Source organism: Sphaerisporangium melleum, assembly GCF_014646695.1.
GTDB lineage: Bacteria > Actinomycetota > Actinomycetes > Streptosporangiales > Streptosporangiaceae > Sphaerisporangium > Sphaerisporangium melleum.
Genome location: NZ_BMNT01000022.1, coordinates 101167 through 121729 on the forward strand (window position 1 = coordinate 101167; position 20563 = coordinate 121729).

At 72.8% G+C, this 20563-nt stretch carries 18 protein-coding genes; 8 read left to right on the forward strand and 10 right to left on the reverse strand.

Annotated elements, in window-relative coordinates; translation table 11 throughout:
* Positions 1-204 precede the first annotated feature (204 nt).
* The 4 genes from IEY93_RS20395 (at position 205) to IEY93_RS20410 (ending at position 7383) form a co-directional block, all read left to right on the forward strand.
* Entirely contained in the window at positions 205-2142 is a 1938-nt protein-coding gene (locus IEY93_RS20395) for a hypothetical protein (RefSeq protein ID WP_203968736.1), read from the forward strand.
* A 93-nt stretch (positions 2143-2235) separates the two neighbouring features.
* The gene (locus IEY93_RS20400) at positions 2236-5322 is read left to right on the forward strand and encodes an ATP-binding protein (RefSeq protein ID WP_229691304.1); all 3087 of its coding nucleotides are present in this window, start codon (positions 2236-2238) and stop codon (positions 5320-5322) included.
* A 128-nt stretch (positions 5323-5450) separates the two neighbouring features.
* Entirely contained in the window at positions 5451-6680 is a 1230-nt protein-coding gene (locus tag IEY93_RS20405; protein WP_189164693.1) for a MurT ligase domain-containing protein, read from the forward strand.
* On the forward strand, positions 6670-7383 hold the full coding sequence (locus tag IEY93_RS20410) for a type 1 glutamine amidotransferase (protein ID WP_189164694.1): 714 nt from the start codon (positions 6670-6672) through the stop codon (positions 7381-7383). Before IEY93_RS20405 ends, IEY93_RS20410 begins: the two co-directional genes overlap by 11 nt.
* A gap of 75 nt (positions 7384-7458) precedes the next feature.
* Here IEY93_RS20410 and IEY93_RS20415 read toward each other — a convergent pair whose 3' ends face one another.
* Positions 7459-7821 carry a DsrE family protein gene (locus IEY93_RS20415; RefSeq protein ID WP_189164695.1) on the reverse strand — a complete coding sequence of 121 codons (363 nt, stop codon included), beginning with the start codon at positions 7819-7821 and terminating at the stop codon, positions 7459-7461.
* A 100-nt stretch (positions 7822-7921) separates the two neighbouring features.
* On the opposite strand from IEY93_RS20415, the gene IEY93_RS20420 reads away from it, so the two are divergent.
* The 3 genes from IEY93_RS20420 to ygfZ all read left to right on the forward strand — a co-directional run bounded on the left by IEY93_RS20420 (position 7922) and on the right by ygfZ (position 10784).
* Positions 7922-8410 (forward strand): heme-binding beta-barrel domain-containing protein, encoded by a 489-nt coding sequence (locus IEY93_RS20420; protein WP_189164696.1) that lies wholly within the window; start codon positions 7922-7924, stop codon positions 8408-8410.
* A 667-nt stretch (positions 8411-9077) separates the two neighbouring features.
* Complete coding sequence (locus tag IEY93_RS20425) at positions 9078-9491, forward strand: Fur family transcriptional regulator (RefSeq protein ID WP_189164697.1); 414 nt, start codon at positions 9078-9080, stop codon at positions 9489-9491.
* A 234-nt stretch (positions 9492-9725) separates the two neighbouring features.
* Complete coding sequence (ygfZ, locus tag IEY93_RS20430) at positions 9726-10784, forward strand: CAF17-like 4Fe-4S cluster assembly/insertion protein YgfZ (protein WP_189164698.1); 1059 nt, start codon at positions 9726-9728, stop codon at positions 10782-10784.
* A 206-nt stretch (positions 10785-10990) separates the two neighbouring features.
* Here the strand turns inward: ygfZ and dtd are convergent, their stop codons facing one another.
* The gene (dtd, locus tag IEY93_RS20435) at positions 10991-11416 is read right to left on the reverse strand and encodes a D-aminoacyl-tRNA deacylase (RefSeq protein WP_189164699.1); all 426 of its coding nucleotides are present in this window, start codon (positions 11414-11416) and stop codon (positions 10991-10993) included.
* Positions 11417-11533: 117 nt separating this feature from the next.
* Between dtd and IEY93_RS20440 the strand changes: the two genes are divergently transcribed.
* Complete coding sequence (locus IEY93_RS20440; protein ID WP_229691305.1) at positions 11534-12490, forward strand: asparaginase; 957 nt, start codon at positions 11534-11536, stop codon at positions 12488-12490.
* Between the two features lie 27 nt (positions 12491-12517).
* Here IEY93_RS20440 and IEY93_RS20445 read toward each other — a convergent pair whose 3' ends face one another.
* The 8 genes from IEY93_RS20445 to IEY93_RS20480 all read right to left on the reverse strand — a co-directional run bounded on the left by IEY93_RS20445 (position 12518) and on the right by IEY93_RS20480 (position 20551).
* Positions 12518-14146, reverse strand: coding sequence for a DUF2207 domain-containing protein (locus IEY93_RS20445; protein ID WP_189164701.1), 1629 nt, complete (start codon positions 14144-14146; stop codon positions 12518-12520).
* A gap of 114 nt (positions 14147-14260) precedes the next feature.
* Entirely contained in the window at positions 14261-14596 is a 336-nt protein-coding gene (locus tag IEY93_RS20450) for a DUF2516 family protein (RefSeq protein ID WP_189164702.1), read from the reverse strand.
* 174 nt (positions 14597-14770) lie between these two features.
* Positions 14771-15217: a hypothetical protein gene (locus IEY93_RS20455; protein WP_189164703.1), complete on the reverse strand. Its 447-nt coding sequence runs from the start codon at positions 15215-15217 to the stop codon at positions 14771-14773.
* 3 nt (positions 15218-15220) lie between these two features.
* Complete coding sequence (locus tag IEY93_RS20460) at positions 15221-15700, reverse strand: helix-turn-helix domain-containing protein (protein ID WP_189164704.1); 480 nt, start codon at positions 15698-15700, stop codon at positions 15221-15223.
* Between the two features lie 271 nt (positions 15701-15971).
* Positions 15972-16898, reverse strand: coding sequence for a M56 family metallopeptidase (locus IEY93_RS20465; RefSeq protein ID WP_189164705.1), 927 nt, complete (start codon positions 16896-16898; stop codon positions 15972-15974).
* Positions 16895-17251, reverse strand: a complete 357-nt coding sequence (locus IEY93_RS20470; RefSeq protein WP_189164706.1) for a BlaI/MecI/CopY family transcriptional regulator — start codon at positions 17249-17251, stop codon at positions 16895-16897. The genes IEY93_RS20465 and IEY93_RS20470 overlap by 4 nt, the downstream gene beginning before the upstream one ends.
* 179 nt (positions 17252-17430) lie before the next feature.
* Positions 17431-19641: a transglycosylase domain-containing protein gene (locus tag IEY93_RS20475; protein WP_189164707.1), complete on the reverse strand. Its 2211-nt coding sequence runs from the start codon at positions 19639-19641 to the stop codon at positions 17431-17433.
* 67 nt (positions 19642-19708) lie between these two features.
* Complete coding sequence (locus IEY93_RS20480; protein ID WP_189164708.1) at positions 19709-20551, reverse strand: class I SAM-dependent methyltransferase; 843 nt, start codon at positions 20549-20551, stop codon at positions 19709-19711.
* Between the last annotated feature and the right edge of the window lie 12 nt (positions 20552-20563).

Below are 20563 nucleotides of genomic sequence, written 5' to 3' on the forward strand. Positions count from 1 at the left end.
GTAATCGCGGACGGCGTCCCTTCCGCCTCATTTGTCGCATTAGTCGGGGCGATGGGGCGGAATCTCGTCCGATTGGCGAGAACCGTGCCCGAATGCGGGGTGCAGCTCATACGCTGTCACAGTTGGAGAGCGGACCACACGAGAAGCCGGCGAGCGATCCGGCAGGCGCGCCCCTTGAAAGCAGGTGGAGGTCCGGTGGCGGACGTGCACCCTGAGCATGCGCAGCTGCAGGCTGACCGTATTTACCTCGGGTGGCAGTACGCGATGCTGTTCCCCGACCCCGGTCCGCCGCCCAAGCGCCCCTCTCCCGTCGAGATCACCGGCGAACCGGCCCAGGTCGATCCGGCCTGGGTGCGCAGGGAACGCCTCCAGGAGGACATGCTCAACCGCCCGTTGAAGATCGTCGGGGTCTTCATGGGGCTGCTGGCGCTGATCATCCTCGGGCTGGGCGTCGCCGAGATCATGGCCTCGTCGTTCGTCGCCGTCGGGCTGGCCGTCACCGGCGGCATCGCCGCCGTCTGCGGATACGCCGTCCACCAGGGCGAGCGCGCGCTGCGGTCGCGCATCCGCGAACGCGAGGCGAAGGCCGGGCGGGAGCGCGAGCAGCGGGAGCACGATCTGGCCCGGGCACAGCAGGAGCACGCCGCTCGCTACCGCGAGTGGGCCGCGAAGAAGGAGCGGTACGACAAGCAGCTCACCTGGTACGCCGTCGCCGTCCCCGACGAGATCGACCGCATCGACGTCGCCGGCGGCACGCTCCCCGGCTGGTCGGCCCTGATCACCCTGCTCGGCGCCACCCGCCTGTACACCGGGGGCCACCTCACCGTGCTCGACCTCTCCGAGGGCGCCATCGCCAAGGACCTCATCGAGCTCGCCAGACGCGGCGGCGACGACCCGCTGGTGTGGGTGCTGCCGACCGACCTGCCCCGGCTCGACCTCGGCGCGACACTGCCGCCCGAGGCGTTCGCCGACGTCCTCGCGCACGTCGTCAGCGTCAGCGAGGAGCACCGCACCACCCGCGACCTGAGCTTCGACAACGCCATCCTGGAGCGGGTGCTGGAGGTCCTCGGCGAGAACGCCACCATCAACCAGGTCACCGCCGCGCTGCGCGCCCTGGCCCAGGTCGGCGACCCGCGCGACGACCTGCGCTACGGCCTGCTCACCGCCACCCAGCTCGAACGCATCGGCACGCTGTTCGGCCGCGGCGTGACCGACCGGGTGGTCATCGAGCGCGCCTGGGCCCTTGAGTCCCAGCTGCGCAAGCTGGAGACCCTCGGCTCGGAGGCCGTCCGGCTGCCGCCCGCCCGGCTGCGGGTGGTCTCCATGGACCGCCAGGCCGGCGTGTTCGGCAACCGCGTCCTCGGCACGTACGTCGCCACCGCGCTGACGCACATCCTGCGCCGGTCACCGGCGTCCGAGCGGCCCTGGTACCACACCATCATCGTGGCGGGCGCGGACAAGCTGCGCGGCGACGTGCTCGACCGGCTGATGGACGCCTGCGAGACCTCCCAGACCGGCCTGGTGCTCACCTACCGCTCGCTGACCCCGACCGTCCGCGAGCGGCTCGGCCGGGGGCATGCCGCGGTGGCGTTCATGCGCCTGGGCAACGCCGAGGACGCCCGGGTGGCCAGCGAGCACATGGGTACCGAGCACCGCCTGGAGCTGGCCCAGCTCACCGAGACCATGGGCCCCGCCGCGGACGGCCTGAACGGCTCCTACACCTCCACCGTCGGCGACGACGCGGTCCCCGCCGGGCCCGGCGGGGAGGACAAGGGCGAGGACGACCTCAAGGAGGGCATCACCGAGTCCACCGAGTGGGGCCGCCGGGCCAGCAAGGCCATGGGGGAGGAGCGCGTGCTGCAGCGCAGCCGCGAGTTCCTCATCGAGCCGCACCAGCTCCAGCAGCTCCCGACCACCTCGGTGATCGTCACGCACGCCACGGCGGAGGGACGGCAGGTACGGCTCGCCGACGCCAACCCGGCCATCCTGACCTTCCCCAAGACGACGCTGGGGGAGTTCGAGGAGGTCCGCAGGGTCATGCTCGGCCCCGCCGAGCCCGAGCCGGCCCTGGACCGCTCCGATCCCTTCCCGGCCAACCTCGGCCCCCCGCCCGAGCGCCTCGACTGGAGAAAGGGCTCGTGACCCGGCCCTACCGCTCCGCTGAAGGCATTGAACGGGTAATCCCCTGGCAAACGCCGGTGGCCGAACCGCTCCGAGCTTGATATGCAGGCAAGCGTGTCCTCCCCAGCGTCCAGCGCGCCGTTCCCGCTGAGCGGTCCGTGGTATCGCATCCAGGCGATCACCGCGCCCTCCCGCAGCTCGTCGGCGGAGTGGGACTTCGTCACCGTCCTGCCCGCCGTGCTGTCCGCGGCGCAGCGCAACCGGCCATTCGTCATCGGCTGGCTGTCCCGCGGGTCCGGCGCCCCGCTCGAGCTGATCACCAACGCCGGCCCGCTGACCCCGCCGCGCCCGCCGCGCCGCGCGGCGAGCGCCACCGTCGAGGAGCCGCCGCACGGCCCCCAGCCGCTGCTGTTCCCCGGCGGCGCTCGTGGCGTCGAGATCGGCGACGACTGGCTCGCCGACCTCGCCGACCTCACCTGGACGCCCTGCCCCGGCCGGCAGGCGCCGCCGCTGGGCGGCCGCAGGGAGCCCACGCCCGACGACCTGCTGCGCCCCACCCTGTTCGAGTCCACGCTGGTCACGCTGATGTCGCGCCCGTTCGCCTGGCTGGTGGTCGCCGAGCCCACCGACCTGCTCGACGAAGAGGTCGCCCACCTGCGCACCCAGCTCAACGTGCTGCGCCAGTACGGCGACGCCTCCGAGCGCAGCCGGTTCGACGCCGAGCGGGCCGAGCGGCGCATGCAGGAGCTGGACGCCTTCCGCGAGGCCGGGCTGTGGAACGTCCGCGTGCTCGCCGGCGCGGCCGGCCCGGACGAGCTGCGGCAGATCGCCCCGGTGCTCGTGGGCTCGGTGGAGATGAGCCACCACCCCTACCGGCTGCGCAGCGCGCTGTCGCTGCCCATCCTGGCCGGGTTCGGCCGCTCCACCAGCGGCGAGCCGCTGTACGGGTTCGCCGAGGCGCTCGGCGTCACCCTGCAGGACTCCGCCGACGGCGCCGCGGCCCCGTTCGCCGCCACCGCCGGCGCGCTCGCCGCCCTGGCCGGGCTGCCCCGCCGCGAGGTGCCGGGCGTACGCGTGCTGGACGCCGGGTTCTTCGACGTGACCAGCGAGGCCGACGTCGGCGGGTCCGGGGAGCCGCTGCTGGACCTCGGCGCCATCATCGACGGGCAGGACCGCGCGGTCGGGTCGTTCCGGGTGCCGCTCGCCACGCTCAACCGGCACGCGTTCGTCACCGGCGCCACCGGCTCGGGCAAGTCGCAGACCGTCCGCCACCTGCTGGAGCAGCTCACGCAGGCCGGCATCCCCTGGCTCGCCATCGAGCCCGCCAAGTCGGAGTACGCCGCGATGGCCGGGCGGGTCGGCCACCTGGCCCCGCTCACCGTGATCAACCCCTCGGCGCCGGACAACGTGCCGCTCAGCGTCAACCCGCTGGCCCCCGAGCCCGGCTACCCGGTGCAGGCGCACATCGACATGGTGCGCGCGCTGTTCATGGCGGCCTTCGACGCCGAGGAGCCGTTCCCGCAGATCATGTCGCTCGCGCTGCAACGCGTGTACGAGGCCAACGGCTGGGACGTGGTCACCGGAGGCGGCATCCCCGGCGCCGCCGTGCAGCCCGCCGTGCCCACGCTGGAGCAGTTGCAGGCGCACGCCCTGGAGGTCATCCAGGAGATCGGGTACGGCAGAGAGGTCCAGGCCGACGTCGAGGGCTTCATCAGCCTGCGGCTGCGCAGCCTGCGCGTCGGCTCGGCCGGCCGGTTCTTCGAGGGCGGCCACCCGGCCGACATCGGCGGCCTGCTGCAGCGCAACGTCGTGCTGGCCATCGAGGACGTCGCCAACGACGAGGACAAGGCGTTCCTCATGGGCACGCTGATCATCCGGATCGTCGAGCACCTGCGCATGCGCGCCCGCCAGGAGAAGGCCAAGGGCCTGCAGCACGTCATCGTCATCGAGGAGGCCCACCGGCTGCTGCGCGACCGCGGCGCCCAGCGGGCCAGCACCCACGCGGTCGAGCTGCTGGCCGGCATGCTCGCCGAGATCCGCGCGTACGGTGAGGGCATCGTGGTGGCCGAGCAGATCCCCACCAAGCTCATCGCCGACGTGGTGAAGAACACCGCGCTCAAGGTCGTGCACCGGCTGCCCGCCGAGGACGACCGCCGCCTGGTCGGCGCCGCGATGAACCTCGGCGAGGAGCAGTCCCGCCAGGTCGTCTCGCTCCAGCCCGGCATCGCCGCCGTCTTCGCCGACGGTATGGACCGCCCGCTGCGCATCAGGGTGCCGCTCGGCGAGGACCGCGAGCACACCGAGCTCAGCCCGCCCCCGCCGATCCGCGGGCGCCGCTCGGCGGCCTGCGGGCACGAGTGCGTCACCGGCAAGGCGTGCACGCTGGTCGAGCTGCGCGAGGCCGACCTGCTCGCCGACGCGCCCGAGTGGGCCTGGCTGCGCATCTGGACCGACACGGTGGTGCTGGCCTTCTGCACCGACCGCACCCTGCCCGGCGTGCCGCGTGTCCTGGCCGACATCTGGTCGGAGCTGCCGGCCCGGCGCCGCGAATGCCTGCTGGCCACGCTGGTCGAGCGCGCGGTGTCCCGGCGCGCCTGGTCGCTGCGCACCTGCTACGACCCGGCCCTGCTCACCGTGAAGGCCGCCGAGGTCGCGGCCGGGCTGCTCGACCCGTCGCGGGACGGCAAACCCGCGGCGGCCGGCGACCGCCTCGGCGCGGCGTGGGTGATCCCGCAGATCCGCTGGGTGCACGAGGTGGAACGCCTGTTCCCCTACGGCCGTCCCGCGCCCGACCTGCGCAGCCCCGCGCCGGCGATGGAGTACGCCCTGTTCGGCACCGACCCGACCGGCCGGCCGTACCCGCACCCCGGCGTCAACGGGTCGCAGGGCGCGGACGGCACGGCCCGCGCCGAGCTGCTCGGCCACCGCGCCAAGGCGCTGCGCCACCACCCGCTGTCCATGGAGATGGACCGCAACCGCGCCCTGGCGTGGCGGGTGCTGCTCGGGGACGACGAGCACGAGGGCATCGAGCGGGACTACGCGACCGTCGCCATCGGCGTCGAGCCGCGCGACCGGGTGCGCCACATCGCCCAGACGATGGGGGCCGCCTGGCTGGAGACCGTCCTGTCCTGGCCGCGGCGCTTCGTCCTGCCGTTCGAGAGCGGCACCGACGACCAGGCCGAGCTGTCCTTCATGGACTGACCAGAGCCGCCCTTTTCGGTGCCGGCCCGCCGGCCGGTGTCGCGGAAGGGGATGAATGGCGGGGACGACAGGTGCGCTTTGACCGCTCGTGAGGGACTCTTCGCGCGGGCCGCACTAGGATCTCGGGCATGACCCAGCTACCGCTGCGGGCTCAGCTCGCGAGTGCCCTCGGGCGTACGGCAGCGACCCTCTCCCGGGTCACCGGACGCGGCGACGGATCGGTGATCGGCGGCCGTGTCGGGCTGATCCTGGAGCCTGACCTGTTGCGCAAGCTGGCCGCCGACCGCAAGCTCGTGCTGGTCAGCGCCACGAACGGCAAGACGACCACCACCCGGCTGATCACTTCCGAGCTGCAGGAGCTCGGCGAGGTCGCCACCAACGCCTTCGGCGCCAACATGCCCGCCGGCCACGTCTCGGCGCTCGCCTCCAACAAGCAGGCGCCGTTCGGCGTGCTGGAGGTCGACGAGAAGTACCTCCCCGAGGTGCTGGAGACCACCCAGGCCGGGGTGGTGTGCCTGATGAACCTCAGCCGCGACCAGATGGACCGCGCCGGCGAGATCTGGCTGCTGGCCCAGAAATGGCGGCGCGCCCTGGCCGGCAAGGACATCCACGTGGTGGCCAACTGCGACGACCCGCTGGTCACCTGGGGGGCCATGACGGCGTCGACGGTGACCTGGGTGTCGTGCGGGCAGCCCTGGAAAGAGGACTCCTGGTGCTGCCCCGAGTGCGGCGGCCCCCTCGACCGCAAGGGCGACGACTGGGCCTGCCGGGAGTGCCACTTCCGCCGTCCCGAGCCCACCTGGTTCCTCGACGACGACGCGGTGATCGACCCGCGCCGGCAGCGCTGGGTCCTCGACCTCCGGCTGCCCGGCCGGGCCAACCGCGCGAACGCCGCCATCGCCCTGGCCGTCGCCGAGGTGTTCGGCCTCCCCGTCGAGCGCGCCCTGCCCCGGCTGCGCGAGGTCACCTCGGTCGCCGGCCGCTACACCATGGTCGAGCGCGACGGGCGGTCGCTGCGGCTGCTCCTGGCCAAGAACCCCGCGGGATGGCTGGAGGCGTTCGAGGTCTCCGACCCGAGCCTGCCGATCGTCCTGTCGGTGAACGCCCAGGGGCCGGACGGCCGGGACACCTCGTGGCTGTGGGACGTCGACTTCCGCATCCTTTCCGGGCGGCCGGTGTACGTGACCGGCGAGCGCCGGCTCGACCTGGCGCTCCGGCTGGACGTGGCCGGGGTGCCGTTCCAGCTCTGCGAGACCTTCGACGCGGCCGTGGCCCAGCAGCGGCCGGGCCGGGTCGACGTGATCGCCAACTACACCGCCTTCCAGCAGATTCGAGCGGAGTTCGGCCGTGCCGTCTGACAGCGCCCTGCGCATCGTATGGATCTACCCCGACCTGCTGAGCACCTACGGCGACCAGGGCAACGTCCTGATCCTGGAGCAGCGGGCCCGCAAGCGCGGCATCCCCGTCGAGACGGTCTACGTCCGCTCGGCCGACCCGGTGCCCGACTCGGGGGACATCTACCTGATCGGCGGCGGTGAGGACCGCCCGCAGATCCTGGCGGCCGAGCGGCTGCGCCGGGACGGCGGCCTGCACCGGGCGATCGACCGGGGCGCGTCGATGCTGGCGGTCTGCGCCGGCTACCAGATCATGGGCACGGTGTTCGGCGGCGAGGAGGGCCAGCCGGTGGAGGGCATCGGGCTGCTGGACATCCAGAGCTCCCGGGGCCCCGCCCGCGCGGTGGGCGAGCTGGCCGCCGAGGTGGACACCGGGCTGGGCGGGCATGTGCTCACCGGCTTCGAGAACCACATGGGCGTCACCCGGCTCGGCCCGGGCGTCCGGCCGTTGTCCCGCACGATCGTCGGCATCGGCAACGGCGACGGCACCGAGGGCTGCCACGCGGGCAAGATCGTCGGTACCTACCTGCACGGCCCGGCGCTCGCCCGCAACCCCTGGCTCGCCGACGTGTTCCTGGGCTGGGCGACCGGCCCGCTGACGCCCATCGACGACGCCTGGTACGACCGCCTGCGCGACGAGCGCCTCAAGGCCGTCCTGCCCCGCTGAGCGGGCGGCGCCCCACCTGGCCGGCCCGGGCGGACGCCGCCGGGCGTTCCCGCCCGGCGGCCCGGACGCTCCTGCTCAGTAGACCAGGGCCTGGACGCCCTCGCCGAGGACCTCTTCGACGAAGGTCGGCGCGCCGGCGATGCGGACGCCCTCGATCAGGTCGTCCGGCCCGATCTCCCGCCGGGCCGCGCACTGCGTGCAGACGGTCACCCGGCCGCCGGTCAGCACGACGTCGAGCAGATCGGCCAGCGGCGTCGCGTGCGGCAGGGTGAACTCCTTGGCCCGCCCGGGGACGCCGAACCAGGAGGACTCGCCGGTCAGCCACAAGGAGACCGGCACTCCGCTCGCCACGGCGGCGGCCGCCACGGTGAACGCCTGGTTGCATCTCTCGGGAGCGTCAGCGCCCGCCGTCACCTTAATCACCATCGATCGTGCCATGCTGCCGAGCCTATTCGCGATCGACGGCACTCCACCAGGCGATTCACCGTGGCATCCTCGTGGCGCGGACCTCCCGGCCGGGGATTTAGGCTCAGGTGCCATGGAGTCTGCGGCAATTCATCCTGACCTCGAGCCGATCGCCTTCCTGCTGGGCAGGTGGGAGGGGGCCGGGGTAGGCGGCTACCCGACCATCGAGAGCTTCCGGTTCGGCCAGGAGATCGTCTTCGAGCACAACGGCAAGCCGTTCCTGCGCTATGAGAGCAAGACCTGGCTGCTGGACGACGAGGGGAACATGGTGCGGCCCCTCGCGACCGAGTCCGGATTCTGGCGCGCGCTGCCCGAGCGGCAACTCGAGGTCGTGCTCTCCCACCCGACCGGCATCGTGGAGATCTACGTCGGCGAGGTGGTCTTCCACAAGATCGAGCTACAGACGGACGTCGTGGCGCGCACGGCCACGGCCAAGGAGTACACCGCGGGGCAGCGGCTGTACGGCCTGGTCAACGGCAACCTGATGTACGCCTACGACATGGCCGCCGAGGGGCAGGCGCTGACCTCGCACCTGTCCGCGGAGCTCAAGAAGGTCGGCTGACCGCTCCACCGCACGCCCGGGCATCGGCACGGGCCGGGGAGCGGGTCCGCCTCCGGCCCCCGCGCGTGCCGCCTGGCCGGCCAGGGGTGAATGCGGGCGGCGAAACCCGGAAAGGCGGGCCGGTCGGACCGCGGAAAGCAGAAGAACCCCGGGCGGGCTCCGCCTCCTCGCGGGAGACGGGCCGGCTGGACCATGGAAGGAGTGAGAACTCCCCCCGCCGGCCGCCCGGGGTTCCGGTGTCTGCTTGGATTCGCCGGACGTCACCGATCCCCGGAAAGGGGACACGACATCTGGACGAAGGTCCCGATGGGCGATGTCCTAGCGGACAGCCACCTCGCTAGCCCAATAATGATCAACCATTGTTTGGACCACCTCCCTTCTGCGTGCTTCGTACGCTACGTGAGCGCATCCCGAACGGGCAAGCGAATATCCATCCCCCTGCCAACCGCACGTCGATCCGCCCGCACCCCATCCACCGCAACCCCCTGCCCCTTCGGCGCTGTAGCCGGCCCCCTTCTGCCACGCGCCCGTTCTCACCCGGCGTGTCGCCGCCCGGACGCCATGATCAGGCACGTCCGGGCGGCCGCGCGTCACCGGCCCGCGACCGCGATCCCGGCAAGGCCGGTTCCGCGACCTTCCCGCCCGCCGATCCTCGTAGACTCGTTTCATGACCGGGACATGGCACGAAGAGTTGCGCGCACGCGGTTACCGGGTGACCCCGCAACGGCAACTGGTGCTGGAGGCGGTGACCCGTCTCGGCCACGCCACTCCGGAGGACATCTGCGAGCAGGTGCAGGAGACCGCGAGGGGCGTCAACATCTCCACCGTCTACCGCACCCTGGAGCTCCTCGAAGAGCTCGGGATGGTCACCCACACCCACCTCACCCACGGCGCCCCCACCTACCACCTGGCGAGCAAGGCCGACCACGTCCACCTGGTCTGCCGCGGCTGCGGCCAGGTCACCGAGGTGAGCCCGCAGACGGTCGACGGCCTGGTCTCCGCACTGCGCGACGACCTCGGCTTCGAGACCGACGTCCACCACCTCACCGTCTTCGGCCGCTGCCGCGACTGCCACTCCTGACGGCCCCCGGCCTTCGGCGGCGCCCCTGTTCGGCGAATCGGCACAGTGCCGCGCACGGGCCCCGGACGCACGGCCGTGGCGGGCTTCCGGCGGGCCTCGCCGAGCGGTACGAACCTCGGCCCGGCTGCGGGTCCCGGCGTCACGAGAACCACTCAGGGCCCAGGTGGGGCCGTCCCCGCCACCGGACCGTCTCCTGGATGACGGGATCGGTTGCGGGCGCAATAGTGTTGGGGCATGCGCAGTCCACTGCTTGACACGCCCGGAGCGGTCGCCGCCGACGCGCCCGACGACGCCGTGGCCGCCCACTACGGCGAGCCGTACGCCGAGCAATGGGCGCTCGCGAGCGGGCAGGCCATGGTCGACCGGAGCGACCGCGAGGTCGTCCGGATCACCGGCCCCGACCGGCTCGGCTGGCTGAACAGCCTCAGCTCGCAGAAGCTCGACACGCTCACCCCCGGCACGCCGGCGCAGACGCTGTTGCTCGACCCGCAGGGCAGGCTGGAGCACCACCTCACCCTCGTCGACGACGGCGAGGCGGTCTGGGCGCACGTCGAGCCCGGCACCTCGGCGGCGCTGATCTCCTTCCTGGAGAAGATGCGGTTCATGCTGCGCGTCGAGGTCGCCGACCTGACCCCCGAGTACGCCGTGGTCACCGTCCGGGCCCCCGGCGCCGACGCCACCGGTGTCACCGTCCCGGAGGGGGCGATCGCCATCGGCGGCGACCTGCTCGTGCCGCGCGGGCGGCTGGCCGGGCTTCCCAGCGAGCTGGGCCTGCGCCTGGCGGGCCTGTGGGCGCACGAGGCGCTGCGCATCGAGGCGCACCTTCCCCGGCAGGGCTTCGAGACCGACCACAAGACGATCCCGCACGAGGTCGGCTGGATCGGCGCGGCCGTCCACCTGACCAAGGGCTGCTATCGCGGGCAGGAGACCGTGGCCCGCGTGCACAACCTCGGCCACCCGCCGCGCCGCCTGGTCTTCCTGCACCTGGACGGCAGTGTGGACACCCTTCCCCCGCACGGCGCGCCGGTGACCCTCGGCGTCGGCTCGCCCCGGGAGGCCGACCCGGAGGCCGCGGTGGAGGGCGCCGCCGAGCCGGGCCAGGTGGGCTTCGTCGGCAGCGCCGCCCGCCACCACGAGCTCGGCCCGATCGCGCTGGCGGTGGTCAAGCGCACCGTGCCGGTGGACGTCGAGCTGCTCGCGGGTGGGGTCGCGGCGAGCCAGGAGGTCATCGTGCCGCCGGACGCCGGCCGCAACGTCCAGATCGACCCCGCCCTGCGCCGCCGCGTCCGCTGACACCACCGGGGCGATGTTCCGCCCCCTGCGCAGCGCCGGGTCGCCTGTGGACGGCCCGGCGCACCCGGCCCTTCAGCCGACGACGATCGCGGCCTTCCGGTCGTCGGTGGGACTCCCACGCGGCCGGGGTCGCGACGTCCTCGTGCGGCACGCCTGGACGATCTCAGCCGCGCGCGGGTGGTGCCCGGCGTCCGGTCGGATGGAGGTCAGGTCTCCAGGATGAGGGTGATGGGGCCGTCGTTGACCAGGGAGACCTTCATGTCGGCGCCGAAGACGCCGGTCTCGACCCGTGCGCCGAGGGCGCGCAGCTCGGCGACCACGGCCTCGACCAGCGGCTCGGCCACCGGGCCGGGGGCCGCGGCCTGCCAGGTCGGCCGGCGGCCCTTGCGGGCGTCGCCGTAGAGGGTGAACTGGCTGACCACCAGCAGCGGCGCGCCGATGTCGGAGCACGACTTCTCGCCGGACAGAATGCGCAGCCCCCAAAGCTTGGCGGCGAGCCTTGCGGCATCGGCCGGCCCGTCGGTGTGGGTCACGCCGACCAGCACGAGCAGGCCCGGCTCGTCGATGGCCCCCACGGTCCGCCCGTCGACCACCACCGACGCCGCACTGACCCGCTGAACAACCGCACGCATGGTCCCCGATTCTCCCACCGCCCGCGCGTACGCGGAAACGACGGCGCCGCGGTAGCCGAACCCGCGATGAACGCGGCTGATCGCGGGTCCGTACACTCTGGTGCGAAGGGAGATGACGTGTCCGTTGCGCCGCTGGTAGTGGAAGTCGTCCGTTCCGGGTTCGTGGAGTCCGTGCATCGCGCCTGGGTCTTCGCCATGGACGCCGAGGGCAGGACGGCGGTCGTGCACGGGGACGTCGCGGCGGCCGCGTCGCCGCGCTCGGCGATGAAGCCCATCCAGGCCCTCGGCATGCTGCGCGCCGGCCTCGACCTGGACGGCGAGCTGCTCGCGCTGGCCTGCGCCAGCCACTCGGGCGAGCCCTTCCACCTTGAGGGAGTGGCGAAGATCCTCGCGACGGCGGGGCTGGACGAGACCGCGCTGCAGTGCCCCGAGGACCTCCCGCTGGACACCGCGTCGGCGCACCGCGTGCTGCGCGCGGGCGGTGGCCCGGCGCGCATCACCATGAACTGCTCCGGCAAGCACGCCGCGATGCTCGCCACCTGCGCGCTCAACGACTGGCCCACCGCGGACTACCTTTCTCCCGCCCACCCGCTGCAGCGCCAGATCAGGGCCACCGCCGAGGAGCTGACCGGCGAGCGGGTCGCGGCCACCGGGGTGGACGGCTGCGGCGCTCCGCTGTTCTTCTCCTCGATGGCCGGGCTCGCGCGGGCGTTCCGCACGCTGGTGCTGGCCGAGCCGGGCGGCTACGAGCGGCGCGTCGCTGACGCGATGCGGGCCCACCCGGAGTGGACCTCGGGCACCACCCGGTCCGAGGCCGCGCTCATGCGGGCCGTCCCCGGACTGCTGATCAAGTCGGGCGCCGAGGGGTTCGAGGCGTTCGCCTTCGAGGACGGCCACGCGGGCGCCATCAAGATCGAGGACGGTGCGCAGCGCGCCCGGGTGCCGGTGACCGTCGCGACGTTGCGCGCGCTCGGGCTCGGCCTGGAGGCGGCGGAGCTGTCGGCGCTCGCCACCCCGCCGCAGTTCGGCGGCGGCCGCCCGGTCGGCGAGGTCCGCGTCCGCGGCCCGGTGTGACCGTTCCCGGCGGGACCGCCGCGCCGGTCACAGGGCGCGGCGGAACTGGCGGGAGGCGGAGATGGCGCCCGAGGTGGTCAGCGTGAACGTGCGCATCGAGTCGGCGAACTTCGACAGGTCCCACTCGGCCGGGCCGTGGTACCAGTACAGGTGGTCGGCCTGCCGGCCGTTGCCGTTCAGTGAGGCGACCACGCGTGCCCAGCGGTCCACGTTGTCGAACACCACGGCGTAGGGCAGGTAGCGGGAGAACAGCTCGATGCGCTGGGCGGGGGGCACCTCGCCGAGTTCGCCGGTGGCCAGGTAGTCCCGGAAGCCCAGCGTGTGGGCCAGGGCCGAGGCGCCGCGCGAGGTCTTGGCCGGCATGTACTGCCCGCCGAACGACAGGGCGGCGCCGGCGATGATCAGCGCGAGGCCGAGCAGGCCGTAGGTGGTGAACCAGGCGAGCAGCACCGTGGCCAGCACGCCGAACGCGATGATGAACACCCCGGCGGTGGTCCAGCGGGTGCGCACCGAGTCGGGACGCCGGGCGAACCAGCCCTGGGCGACCACGTCGCGGTAGAGCGCGTCACGCACCTTGCCGAGCCCGGACGCGAACGACCCGTGCAGCTCCGACAGCAGCACCGCGTCGCGCCCGTCGAAGATCGCCATGTGCAGCGCGCGCTCGTAGTCGAGCAGGTCGTTCACCGGGGCGCCGGGCACCTTGACCAGCCGCCAGTCGGGGGCGTCGTAGGCGCCGCGCGGCTGCTCCTCGATGTGGACGAATCCGCGGACCGCGAGGTCGACGATGGTGGCCGTCACGTCCACAACGTCGGCCTGCTCGTCGATGAGCGTGCCGATCTGCCCGGGACGCACGCCGTCGGGCGGGGAGAAGTGCCCGTCGCGCACGGCCGTCACCTGGGCGCCGGCCTCGTGGCCGATGACGCGGGCGTCCCTGCCGCGGGTCCAGTACAGCAGCCCGACGCCGCCGAGCAGGAGCACCAGCAGACCGGCGAGCGCGCCGCCGGTGACCGGGCTGAGAGTGAAGGCGTTGGCCAGCTCGAACCGCCGCTCCAGGATGGGCCGGCCGCCGCTCGCCCCCGGTGGGAAACCGGCCACGACGGTGAGCACCTGGCCGGGGCCGAGCCCCTGCTGCTCGAACTCCGCGCGGGTGCCGCTCTCGTCCATCGAGGCCGCCGTGCAGCCGGTCGCGGAGCTCAGGTCGCCGGCGAAGCAGGACAGGCTCTGCATCGGGGCGGGACCGGCCAGGTGGACCAGGGCCTGCCGCACCGGGGCGGACCAGCCGCTGACGGCGTACCACCGCAGCTCCTCGCCGCCGCCGACCGGGTTGGCCGTGCCGGCGACGTCGTACTCGATGGTGGCCGTGCCGTCGCCGCCGCGCAGGGTGATGGTGTCGCCGGCCAGGGCGCCGTCCCCCGTGAAGCCGGAGACGCGGTAGACGCGGTCGTGCGCGTCGTCGTAGCGGGTGCGGGTGAGCAGGGTGCGCCGGACCTGGCCGGTGTAGGAGATCTGCTCCTTGACGTGCAGCACGCCGCCGGCCCGCAGCTCCACCGTGACGTCGGCCTTGGTCACGGCGTCCGCGGACTCGGCGTGCGCGGGAGCGGCGACGAGCAGGCCGAGCACGACCGCGACCGCGCATCGGCGTACGAGATCCACCATGGGGCGTCAGCCTAGCGGCAGGTGCCGACAGACGCGCTGGAACGGCAAACCGTCTCAATCACAACATTCGGGACAGATGGCGGTGAACCGGCGGCTGAGGGGCCGCCGGGCGGGTCACCAGGGGCCGTACGGACCGCTGCTGCCGCTGGAGCCGCCGCGCCCGATCTCGCCGACCGCGGGCTTGACATCGGCGAGGTAGACGCCCGAGGCGATGACCGAGGCGATGGTGAAGATGCTCAGCGTGCCGAGGTAGCCCACCGCGGCGGCGAAGGAGAACAGCGCCGCGAGACCGAGGATGGCGAGCCAGGCCGGCTTGCTCAGCTTGCCGGCGATGGCGAAGGCGCGGGCAGGGGTCCTGATCGCATGGAAGAGCGCCCACGCGCACATGCAGAACGCCGCGATGGCCAGCACCCAGAAGATGAGATCCAGGACGCCGTGAATCTGCAACATCGCCTCTCCCAGGGGTCATGTGGACGGCAGGCTTCAGCCTAGCCCGGACGGGGACCTTCTGGGCCTGCCCCGGCGGGGCGATCAGCACAGAGGACGCCCGGGGCGCCGTCCGCCGGTACAACGCGCGAGGCCCGCCCCGGGGTTCCGGGACGGGCCTCGCACCGCGTGGGATGCTCAGGCCTTGGTGGTGCGGGTGCCGGTGGCGCGGGAGTTCTTGCGCGCGGCCGGGCGGGCGGCGATGGCCGGCTCGGCGGCGGCGGAGACCTCCTCCAGCTCCAGGGCGGTCTCACCGGTGACCCGGCTCACGACCTTGCGGCCCCGGCTGGCGAACTCGTCGTACAGCCCCGCGGCCCTGGCGCTGATCGTGTCGGCGTACTCCTTGGCCTTGCCGGGGAGGTCCTTGGCGACGGCCTCGGCCTTGACCTGCACGTTGGCGGCGTACTTGCGCGCCATGTCGGGCAGCTCGCGCGCGACGGCGCCGACCTCGGCGCGCCGGGTCTGCAGGCGCTGGAACTGCTCGGGCAGCTCGCGGAGCTTCTCGACCGCGAAGTCGCCCGCACCGGCCACGGCGTAGAACGGCTTGGACTCGGCGATCTTCTTGACCTCGTCGTTGATGGGCATGGATCAACCTTCCTTGGGTTCCGGTGGTATGCGGCCGTTCGGGGAGGCTGCGGCCTCCGTCGCGGGAACCGCGTCGACCCCTTGGGGCTCCGGCTCGGGCCGTGCGTTCTCGGTGGTCCGCTCGGCCTCGGCCTGAGCCTCGGCTCGGTTCTCCTTGCGGAACGACTCGTAGATATCGATGAGCACCTGGCGTTGCCGCTCGGTGATGGTGCGGTCGGTTCTGATGGCGGCCAGCACGTCGCTGTCGGGCTCGCGGTCCTCGATGAGGCCCGCCTGCACGTAGAGCGCCTGGGACGAGATGCGCAGACCCTTGGCGATCTGGTTCAGGATCTCGGCGCTCGGCTTGCGCAGCCCGCGCTCGATCTGGCTCAGGTAGGGGTTGGAGACCCCCGCCTGGGTGGCGAGCTGACGCAGAGAGATCTTCGCCTGCTTCCGCTGGTCGCGGATGTACTCGCCGATCGAGCCCACCTTCGGTAGTTCCATACGTTCAGTATGCGTCGCTGTGCTTGCAAATGCAAACACCATGGCAAACACCAGCAAGCGGCGGCGGTTCCCGCCGGAGAGGCATGCCGGTGGCGCGGGACGGACCGGGTGTGGAGGGGGGTGGGACCACCCCGATGACCTCGGGCATGTTCCAGGAGGCGCGATGCAGGCGCCGCGGTGTCGCCACAGGGCGCGTAACGGGCTTCAGTCGCCCTTCACGAGATCGCCGTCCAGGTCGCACGCGATCATCGGCGTACGCCGGGGCCGGGCGTCAGTGCGGGTAGAGCCAGAGCAGGGGCGCGGAGACCGACAGCAGCACCGAGAAGGTCACCAGGGCGTACCTCGCCCGGCGCGGCAGGGCGGGGCCGGGCTTGACCAGGCGGTTCACCCGGGCCATCACGTGGTCGCTGCCGGCGCCGAGCGTGCCGTCCGGCGCGGGCACCGCGCCCGCCGAGCCGAAGCGCAGCAGCGCGGTCGCCAGGCGGCGCGGGGAGCAGTAACGACGGGCACGGTCGTCGGCGGCCATCTCGACCAGCAGGGCGACCGAGGACTGCGCGTTGCGCACCACGCTCACCCACGGCAACGCCCAGGTCAGCGCGGTGAACGGCAGCAGCACGAGATCGTGCCGCTCACGGGCGTGGGCCGCCTCATGGGCCAGGACGGCGGTCAGCTCGTCCCGGCTGAGCAGCGACAGCGTCCCCGCGCTGACCACGACCTCCGAGCGCAGGCCGGGCAGGCAGTACGCGGCGGCGCCCGGGTGGTCGACGACCCGCACCCCCGGCACCCCCGGGTCGTCCCGGGCGATGAGGGACAGCAGCAGGCGGTGGCGCCGCCGGGCGCGGAAGGTCTGCGTCCCGGCCGCCAGCAGCACCGCGACGAGCACGGCCAGCAGCATCAGCCCCGCGACGAGCGCGCCCATGCGTGGCACGCCGTACGGCTGGAGCAGGCCGTGCCCCATGCCGAACAGGACCGCCGACTCGGTGAACGAACGCAGGCCGTACAGCACTCCGCCGCCGTAGGGCTGCAGCGCGTACGCCAGCAGCGCGCCGACGCTGGCCAGGCCCCAGGTGACGCCGAGCGACTGCCACAGCAGAATGGCCGACCTCGGCGCCCGCCACGGCCACTTGGCGAACGCCAGTCGCCATGCCCCCAGCGCGCACGCCGTGGCGAGCGCGGCAAGGAGGACGGCGGCGATCACTCTTCTTCCAGCTCCGTTAGCGCTTTGCGGAGGATTTCGGCCTCTGGCCCGGAGACCGTCTGGGCGAAGCGTGTGAGCGCGGCCGAACGGTCTCCGGTCATGTCCAGGGCTTCCAGCATAAGCTCCGCGACGTAGGCGTCGCGGCTCGCGCCCGGTGCGTACCGCCAGGCGCGCCCGTCACGGGTGCGGGTGAGGAAGCCCTTGCGGGTGAGGCGGTCCAGCACGGTCATCACGGTGGTCGGGGCGAGATCGCGGTCGGCGATCAGCCGGCCGACCTCCCGTGCCGTCAGCGGGGCGTTCTGTGCCCAGAGAATGTCCATGATGGTGCGTTCAAGCTCGCCGAGACCCTTCACATCGACAAGCCTACCCCGGGTAGTACTACGTCGCGTAGAGGGCAGAGCGTGTCCCGCGTCACGCCCGGTGCGGGCGGACGGGCGCCCGGCGCGGGGCCGGTCGCGCACCGCACCCGGCCCCGCCGCCGCGGGCCGGTCGCGCTCCTTCCGGGAGCGGACCGGGGCCCGCGTCACACGGATCAGCGCTCCCGGGTCACGCCCGGGGTGACCACCACGGCGTTGCCGTCGGGGTCCGGCCGGTCGTCCTCCGGCGGGCTCACGGGCCGGCACTCGGCTCCGCAGCCGCCGAAGCGCTCGGTGTTGAGCGGCGTGAAGGACGTCGGCTCCACGCCCTTGAGCGCGGCCAGGAAGGTGTCCTTCCAGATCGGGCCCGGGATGGCGTTGCCGAACACCGCCGGGTAGTACCTGCCGCCGATCGTCACGTTGTTGAGCTTGTGCGCCACCGCGCCACGCGGGTCGCCGATGCTGACCGCGCCGGCGAGGTCGGGGGTGAAGCCGGCGAACCACGCGGTCGCCTGGTCGTCGGTGGTGCCGGTCTTGCCGCCGGCGTCGCGGCCGATGCCGCCGACGCGGCTCATCGTGCCCTTGGTGAACACCCCCGACAGGATGTTCGCCGTGGCGTCCGCGACCTCGGGGTCCAGCGCCTGGCGGCAGTGCGGCCGGTAGTCGGTCACCTTGCCGTCCTGGCCGGTGATCCGGCTGATCACCATGGGGGAGCAGTAGGTGCCGCGCGCGGCGATGGCGGCGTAGGCGTTCGCGACCGTCACCGGGTCCATCTCGTTGGTGCCGAGGGTGAAGGTCTCGTACTCCGTCAGCTTGGCGCCGTCCGCGCGCTTGATGCCCAGCGACATGGCGGTGCGGATGGTCTCGCACAGCCCGACGCGGCGCTCCAGCTCCAGGAAGAAGGTGTTGACGGAGTTCCAGGTGCCCGTCTGCAGCGTACGGAACCCGCCTCCCCCCTCGTCGTTGGTGATCGTGTGCGACGGGTCGCCGATGGGCTGGCCCTTGCAGTTCTTGAAGTCGGAGTATCCCGAGGCGCGGAAGCCGCTGCCCACGGTGAAGCCGTCGTTGATCTTCATGCCCTGCTTCAGCGCCGTGATCAGGGTGAAGGTCTTGAAGGTCGAACCCGCCTGGAAGCCGCCGATGCCGCCGTGCGCCTTGTCCGCGACGATGTTGTACGACATCTCCCCGCGGCGGGCGGAGGTGCCGTACGGGCGGCTGGCCGCCATCGCCTTGATCGCGCCGGTGCCCGGCTCGATCAGCGCCTCGGAGGCGACCGGGGCGTCGGTCGCGAACACGTGCTCCTTGATGGCCTTCTCGGCCGCCGCCTGCATGCGCGGGTCGAGCGTGGTCTTGATCGTCAGGCCGCCGCGGTACAGCAGCCGGGCGCGCTCCTCCTCGGTGCGGCCGAAGGCCGGGTTGCGCAGGAACTCCTCGCGCACGTACACGCAGAAGTACGGATAAGGGCTGGAGGTGCAGTTGCCGGGCAGCGGCGTGCCCTTGTACCCGAGCTTGTGCGCCTTGGCCTCGGCCGCCTGCTCCTTGGTGATCTTGCCGAGCTGGGCCATGCGGTCGAGCACGACGTTGCGCCGCTGCAGCAGCCGCGCCCGGTTCTTGCGCCCGCTCTCGGGGTCGGTGGCCACCGGCAACTGCACGGCGCCGGCCAGGGTCGCGGCCTGCCAGAGGTTCAGGTCTGCGGCGCGCACTCCGAAGAACCGCTTCGCCGCGGCCTCCACGCCGTTGGCGCCCGCGCCGAAGTAGGCGATGTTGAGGTACTTCTCCAGGATCTGGTCCTTGGTGTACTTCTGCTCGACGGCCATCGCGAACCGCAGCTCGTTCAGCTTGCGCGCGTAGCTCGCCTCCAGCGCCTTCTTCTTCTCCTTGTCGGTGACCGCGGCGTTCAGCAGCACCTGCTTGACGTACTGCTGGGTGATGCTGGAGCCGCCCTGGGCCACCCCGCCGGACTGCAGGTTGCGGGCGAGCGCGCGCGCCGTGCCCTCAAGGTCGATCGCGCCGTGCTGGTAGAAGCGGTAGTCCTCGATGGAGACGACCGCGGTCTTCATCACGTCGGCGATCTGGTCGAACGGCACGACCTCGCGGTAGACGTCCCAGAACTGCGCCAGCGGGCGGCCCGTCGCGTCCAGCACGGTGGTCTTCTCCGCCAGAGGAGGCTCCACCAGCTCGGCCGGTTTGAGGTTCAGCTCGTCGGAGGCGTTCACCACGACCGCGCCCGTGCCGCCGACGACCGGCAGCGCGAGGCCGGCGACCAGCACTCCGGCCGCGACCGCCGCGATGACCAGGCGTCCGAGATTCGACCAGGCGCCTCGGGCGGGCCTCCCGTCGTACGGCTCGTCGTCGTGCTCCGGGCCCTGCCGGCCGAGGCTGAACATCGATCACTCCCCTATTGACATTCGGGTTAAACCTAAACCATTGGCGTGCGGCCCGGCGGCCGACCGGTCAGGCCGAAGGACGGGAGTCCGGGGCGAGGGCGGCCCAGGGGAGGGTGACCTCGCCCAGGCGCCAGCGCCGCCGGCCGCCGAGCGGCGGGGTGAGCGCCACCGGCCACGAGCGGGCCAGATGCGCCACGGCCGCCATCCAGCGCTGGCGCAGGCCATAGGCGCCGTAGGGCGCGGCGAGGGCCCAGGCGTGGTCGAAGTCACGCAGGAAGCCGTGGACCCGCTCGCCCGGCACGTTGCGGTGGATCAGCGTCTTGGGCAGCCGCTCCGCCAGGTCCGAGGGCCGTTCGAATCCGGTGAGGCGGGCCGAGAGCGTGACCGTGCGGGGCCCACGCGCGTCCAGCGCCACCCAGGCGGCCCGGTGCCCGATCTCCGAGCAGGTGCCCTCGATGATCGCGCCGCCCGGCGCCAGCCGCGACCGGAGCAGGTCCCACGCCTCCCACGCCTGCCCCTCGCCGTACTGCCTGAGCACGTTGAACGCCCGGACGATCAGCGGCGGCCGGTCCACGGGCAGCTCGAACCCGCCGAGCGCGAACGACAGACCCGGCCGCTCGTACGGCCGGGCGGCGGCCACCCGCGCCCGGTCGATCTCGATGCCCACCACCTCGACGTCCGGCCGCACCCGGCGCAGGCGGATGAACAACTCGGTGGTGGTGACGTGCGAGGCCCCGTATCCCAGGTCCACGACCAGGGGACGCTCGGCCGAGACCAGCAGCGGGCGGTAGACGGCCGCCGTCCAGCGGTCGGCGCGCCGCAGCCGGTTGTGCCCCGTCGTCCCCCGGGTGATCTCCCCGACCGGCCTGCCCGGCGCCCGCCCGCCGCCGCGCGACGCGCCGCCGTTCACCCGGCGCCCGCC

What these genes read in the sequence shown, in the direction of transcription:
- IEY93_RS20405 (WP_189164693.1), top strand. Translation starts at nt 5,451, where the DNA reads ATGACCCAGCTACCGCTGCGGGCTCAGCTCGCGAGTGCCCTCGGGCGT.
- IEY93_RS20415 (WP_189164695.1), bottom strand. Translation starts at nt 7,821, where the DNA reads ATGGCACGATCGATGGTGATTAAGGTGACGGCGGGCGCTGACGCTCCC.
- IEY93_RS20420 (WP_189164696.1), top strand. Translation starts at nt 7,922, where the DNA reads ATGGAGTCTGCGGCAATTCATCCTGACCTCGAGCCGATCGCCTTCCTG.
- IEY93_RS20425 (WP_189164697.1), top strand. Translation starts at nt 9,078, where the DNA reads ATGACCGGGACATGGCACGAAGAGTTGCGCGCACGCGGTTACCGGGTG.
- ygfZ (WP_189164698.1), top strand. Translation starts at nt 9,726, where the DNA reads ATGCGCAGTCCACTGCTTGACACGCCCGGAGCGGTCGCCGCCGACGCG.
- dtd (WP_189164699.1), bottom strand. Translation starts at nt 11,416, where the DNA reads ATGCGTGCGGTTGTTCAGCGGGTCAGTGCGGCGTCGGTGGTGGTCGAC.
- IEY93_RS20445 (WP_189164701.1), bottom strand. Translation starts at nt 14,146, where the DNA reads ATGGTGGATCTCGTACGCCGATGCGCGGTCGCGGTCGTGCTCGGCCTG.
- IEY93_RS20450 (WP_189164702.1), bottom strand. Translation starts at nt 14,596, where the DNA reads ATGTTGCAGATTCACGGCGTCCTGGATCTCATCTTCTGGGTGCTGGCC.
- IEY93_RS20455 (WP_189164703.1), bottom strand. Translation starts at nt 15,217, where the DNA reads ATGCCCATCAACGACGAGGTCAAGAAGATCGCCGAGTCCAAGCCGTTC.
- IEY93_RS20460 (WP_189164704.1), bottom strand. Translation starts at nt 15,700, where the DNA reads ATGGAACTACCGAAGGTGGGCTCGATCGGCGAGTACATCCGCGACCAG.
- IEY93_RS20475 (WP_189164707.1), bottom strand. Translation starts at nt 19,641, where the DNA reads ATGTTCAGCCTCGGCCGGCAGGGCCCGGAGCACGACGACGAGCCGTAC.